Annotated in this window: 2 protein-coding genes; both read right to left on the minus strand. The window is 74.0% G+C overall.

The window, feature by feature from the left end; all coding sequences use genetic code 11:
• The coding region (locus IG74_RS0143660) for a type I polyketide synthase (RefSeq protein WP_030689163.1) at positions 1-4,288 on the minus strand (4,288 nt) is incomplete at its 3' end.
• A gap of 69 nt (positions 4,289-4,357) precedes the next feature.
• Positions 4,358-5,444 (minus strand): beta-ketoacyl reductase (locus IG74_RS0143665; protein ID WP_030689164.1); only part of this gene is annotated, 1,087 nt, incomplete at its 5' end.

Genomic DNA, 5,444 nt, shown 5'->3' on the forward strand with positions numbered 1-5,444 from the left:
CCAGGCCACCCAGGGATCCTGTTCCACCACTAAGTAGAACGGTCTTTCCAGCGGCGAATACGTTCCCCGAACCCAGCCCCCGACCCGCAACACGGACCAGCCTGGGCACCGAGAAAATCGCACCACGCACCGCAACCTGCGGCTCACCACTGGCCAGCGCCACCCCCAGCGCCGCATCCAGATCCCCTCCGGCCGCGGGGTCGATGTCACAGAGGAGGATCCGTTCCGGATTCTCCGCCTGCGCGGCACGCACCAGGCCCCACACCGCCGCCCCGGCAGGATCCGTCACCGCTCCATCGCCCGCGGGCACCGCCCCCCGGGTCACCACCACAAGGCGCGAATCCTCAAACCCGGCCCCGGTCAGCCACGCCTGTACGACCTCAAGGACCTGGGAGGTCAGGGCGAGTGCCGCGCCCTCCCCTTCGCCGCCGAAAGCTTCCAGGACGGCCAACGGCGGGGCCGTCGCGCTCCGGTCGAGGGCCATCACGTCGTCGGCCGTGGCCACCGGCACCCAGGACGGCGCGTCCCCCCGTACCGACGGCAGCTCGGTCCACTCCACGGCGAAGAGCGCGTCGGCGGCCGCCGTGTCCGTCGCGCTCTCCAACTGGCCTGCGGACACCGGCCGGGACACCAGGGAGTCCATGGCCACGACGAGGCCGCCGGTCTCGTCCGCCGCCGTCAGGGACACGGCGCCGGGGCCGCCGGGCGTCAGGCGCACCCGGAGCGTGGAGGCACCGGCGGCGTGCAGCACGAGGCCGTTCCACGCGAACGGCAGCACCGGCTGCCCGGGGTCATCCGCTGTCGTGTCCGCCGTGGTGGCGAGCATTCCGGCGTGCAGGGCCGCGTCGAGGAGCGCGGGGTGGATGCCGAACCTCTCGGCGTCCTTGCGCTGTTCATCGGGCAGGGCGACCTCCGCGAAGAGTTCCTCGCCGCGCCGCCACACCGCCCGCAGGCCGCGGAACGCGGGGCCGTAGCCGTAGCCGCGCTCGGTCAGTCCGTCGTAGAAGTCATCGGGGTGGACGTCGATCGGCTGCGCGCCGCGCGGCGGCCAGGCGGTGAAGTCGAAGGCGCTGTCGCCGCGGGGCGGGGCGGTGACCGACAGGAGGCCCGCCGCGTGCCGGGTCCACGTGTCGGTGCCGCCCCCGTCGGCGGCATCCTCGGGCTGGGAGTACACCTCCACCGTGCGCGAGCCCTTCGCGCCCGTCGCACCCGGGGCGCCCACCGCGACCTGCACCCGCACCGCGCCGCGCGCGGGCACCACCAGCGGCGCCTCGACCACGAGCTCTTCGAGGGCCGCGCACCCGGCTTCGTCTCCGGCGCGCACCGCGAGTTCCACGAGCGCGGTCCCGGGGACGAGGACCGCGCCGCCGACCGCGTGGTCGGCCAGCCACGGGTGCGAGCGCAGCGAGAGCCGGGAGGTGAAGACCAGGCCGTCGGAGTGCGGCAGTCGCACCACCGCGCCCAGCAGCGGGTGGTCCGCCGGGGTCTGCCCCAGCGACACGGCGTCCGTGGCCGATGCGCCGGGCTGCAGCCAGTAGTGCCGGTGGTCGAAGGCGTACGTCGGCAGGTCCACGGGGGCGGAGGCGGCTCCGGCGGGCAGTAGGCGGGTCCAGTCCACGGTCACGCCCCGCACGAACAGTTCGGCCGTCGAGGCGAGGAGCGTCCGCTCCTCCGGGCGTCCTTCGCGCAGGGCCGCGACGCAGGTCACCGCGGCGGTCGAGGCGGTGGCGGTCTCCTCGACCAGGCCGGTCAGGGCCGCGCCAGGACCCAGTTCCACGAACAGGGTGCCGCCGCACTCCACGGCGGCCGCGATGCCTTCGGCGAACCGCACCGGACGCCGCACGTGCTCGGCCCAGTACCGGGGGTCGGCGAGTGCGTCGGGCTCTGCGGGCCGCCCGGTCACGTTCGAGATCACCGGGATCGCGGGCTGCCGCCACGCCACCGTGGCGAGCTCGGCGGTGAAGTCGGCGAGCATCGGCTCCATCCGCGCGGAGTGGAACGCGTGCGAGACGGCGAGGCGCTTCGTCTTGTGCCCCCGCTCCCGCAGCTGGTCCGCCGCCGCGAGGACCGCGTCCTCGTCTCCGGAGAGCACCAGCGCGGACGGGCCGTTGACCGCCGCGATCTCCACGCCCGCGCCCAGCAGCCCGGTGACCTGCTCCTCGGTCGCGGCCACCGCGACCATGGCCCCGCCAGGGGGCAGCGCCTGCATGAGCCGCCCCCTGGCGGCGACCAGGCGCGCCGCGTCGGGCAGCGTCAGCGCGCCCGCGACGTACGCGGCGGTGACCTCGCCGATCGAGTGCCCGATGACCACGTCCGGGCGTACGCCCCAGGACTCCACGAGGCGGGCCAGCGCGCTCTCCACCGCGAACAGTCCGGCCTGGGTGAACACCGTCTGGTTCAGCAGGTCGGCGCTGCCCGCCACCGTGCCCAGGACCACGTCACGCACCGGATGGTCGACCCATCCGGCGAGGCGCGCGTCCAGGTGCTCGCAGGCCTCGTCGAAGGCCGCCGCGAACAGCGGGTGCCGGTCGTACAGTTCCCGGCCCGCCCCCACTCGCTGTGAGCCCTGCCCGGGGAACACCCACACGACCTTGCCCGGCACGCCGGACCCGGCGATCCGGCCGGACACCACACCGGTGGCGCTCTCGCCGCGTGCGAGCGCGCCGAGGCCCGCCAGGGCCTCGGTGTCCGTGCGGGCGAGCACCACGGCGCGTTCGTCGAGCAGGGCCCGGTCCGACAGGAGTGCCCCGGCGACTCCCGCCAGGGACGTTCCCGGGGCCTCCAGGTACGCCGTCAGGCGCGCGGCCTGGCCCGTCAGCCCGCCGCCACTGCTCGCCGAGACGACCAGCGGCACCACGCCCCCGGGCTCCGCCTCCACCTCCGCCTCCGCCGGGGCGGGCTCGGCCTCGTCGGCGGGCGCTTCCTCCAGGATCAGATGGGCGTTGGTGCCGCTGATCCCGAACGAGGAGATCCCGGCCCGGCGCGGACGTGTGGCACGAGGCCACGCGCGCGCCTCCGTCAGGAGCTCGACCGCGCCCGCCGACCAGTCCACCTCGGTCGTGGGCTCCTGGACGTGCAGGGTGGGCGGCATGACGCCGTGGCGCAGCGCCTGCACCATCTTGATCACGCTGGCCACACCGGCGGCGGCCTGGGTGTGCCCGATGTTGGACTTCAACGAGCCCAGCCATATGGGCTGTCGGGGGCTCCGGCCCTGTCCGTACGTCGCCAGGAGCGCCTGGGCCTCGATCGGGTCGCCGAGGGCCGTGCCGGTGCCGTGGCCCTCCACGACGTCGACGTCCGCCGAGACCAGTCCGGCCCCGGCCAGGGCCTTGCGGATCACGCGTTCCTGCGAGGGGCCGTTGGGGGCGGTGAGGCCGTTGGAGGCGCCGTCCTGGTTCACCGCGCTGCCCCGGACGACCGCGAGGACGCGGTGGCCGCGCTCCTGCGCGACCGAGAGGCGTTCGAGTACGACCACGCCCGCGCCCTCGGCGAGGCCCATGCCGTCGGCGCCGTCGGCGTACGCCTTGCACCGCCCGTCGGATGCCATGCCGCGCTGCCGGGAGAACGCCACGAAGGTGCCGGGTGTCGACATGACCATCGCGCCACCGGCCAGGGCCATCGAGCACTCGCCCTGCCGCAGCGCCTGCGCGGCCAGGTGGATCGCGACGAGCGACGACGAGCACGCCGTGTCGACGGTGACCGCCGGGCCCTCGAAGCCGAACACGTACGACACCCGGCCCGACGCCACGCTCCCGGCCACGCCCGTGCCGGTGAAGCTCTCCAGCTCGGGGGCGACCGCCCCGGCACCGGCCCCGTACCCCTGGCTGGACACACCGGAGAACACCCCGACGTCGGTGCCCTTCAGCGACAGAGGGTCGACGCCCGAATGCTCCAGGGCCTCCCAGGAGGTCTCCAGGAGCAGCCGCTGCTGCGGGTCCATGGCCAGGGCCTCGCGCGGCGAGATGCCGAAGAACCCGGCGTCGAAGAGGCCTGCCCCGCGCAGGAATCCGCCCTGGTCGGTGTAGGACGTACCCGGGTTGTCGGGGTCAGGGTCGAAGAGGCCCTCCAGTTCCCAGCCCCGGTCGTCGGGGAAGCCCGACACCGCGTCCCGGCCCTCGCGCACCAGGCGCCACAGGTCCTCCGGGCCCGTCACGCCGCCGGGCAGCCGGCAGGCCATCCCCACGATCGCCACCGGCTCGCCCGCGTGCGCCGATCCCTGTTTCCGCAGCTGGTGCAGTTCCGTCGTGACGCGCTTGAGGTACTTGAGGAGTTTGTCGTCCGTGGCCATGGTTCAGTCCTCACGAAGGGTTGTTCGGTCCACGAAGGTCGGGTGGCGCCGCAGGGCCTCGAACCGGGCTCAGACAAGCCCCAGTTCGTCGTCGATGAAGTCGAGGACTTCGTCGGCCGACGCGGATTCCAGCTTGTCCGCGACCGTCGAGACGTCCGTCTGCTCGAGCACTCCGTTGCACCTGGCCACCAGTCCCTGAAGGCGCAGCGCGACACTGGATTTCATGGCCGCGTCGAGGGACAGTCCGCCGATCAGCGTCTCGACGTCCTCGATCCTCGCGTGCACGCGGGCGAGCACGTCGTCGCTGACGCCGAGGCCGTCGCGCAGATGGCGGGCGAGGACCAGCGGGTTCGGCTGGTCGAAGACGAGCGTGGCGGGCAGCTTCAGGCCGGTCGCCTCGCGCAGCCGGTTGCGCAGCTCCACCGAGGTGAGCGAGTCGAAGCCGACGTCCTTGAACGCCGTGTCCGCCCGTACGCCGCCCGGCCCGCTGTGCCCGAGCACCACGGCGGCCTGTGTCCGCACCAGGTCGAGCAGCAGGGCCTCCTGCTCCGGTCCTGTGAGCTGGGCCAGGCGGCGGACGAGGTCGCCTTCGTTCGCGGCCGCCGCCCGCGCCTGCTGCCGGGCCGCGGGCACGAGGCCGCGCAGCAGGGGCGGCACTCCACCGCCGCCCGCCGCACCGGCGCGCACGCCCTGGAGGTCGAGCTTGACGGGCACCAGCAGTGCCCGCCCGGACGCCACGGCGGCGTCGAACAGCTCCATGCCCTCGGCGGGCTTGATGCCCACGACGCCGGTACGGTTCGCGCGCCGGCTCATCCTCGTCCGGTCGGCCGTGCTGAGGTGCGTGGTCATGTTGGTGGCGTGCTCCCAGGTGCCCCAGGCGAGCGAGAGGCCGGGCAGACCCGCCGCCCGCCGCTGCGCCATCAACCCGTCCAGGAACGCGTTCGCCGCCGCATAACCACCACTACCCGCACCCATGAACACAGACGAAGCCGACGAGTAGACGACGAACGCACGCAGATCCAGGCCCCGAGTCAGCTCGTCGAGGTGCCGCACCGCGTCCACCTTCGGCGCGAACACCCGCTCCAGGCGCTCCGGAGACAGCGCCCCGATCACACCGGCGTCAAAGACACCCGCCGTGTGGACGACACCCGTGAGT

The organism is Streptomyces sp. NRRL B-1347 (genome assembly GCF_000720325.1).
In the GTDB taxonomy this organism is placed as follows: Bacteria; Actinomycetota; Actinomycetes; order Streptomycetales; family Streptomycetaceae; genus Streptomyces.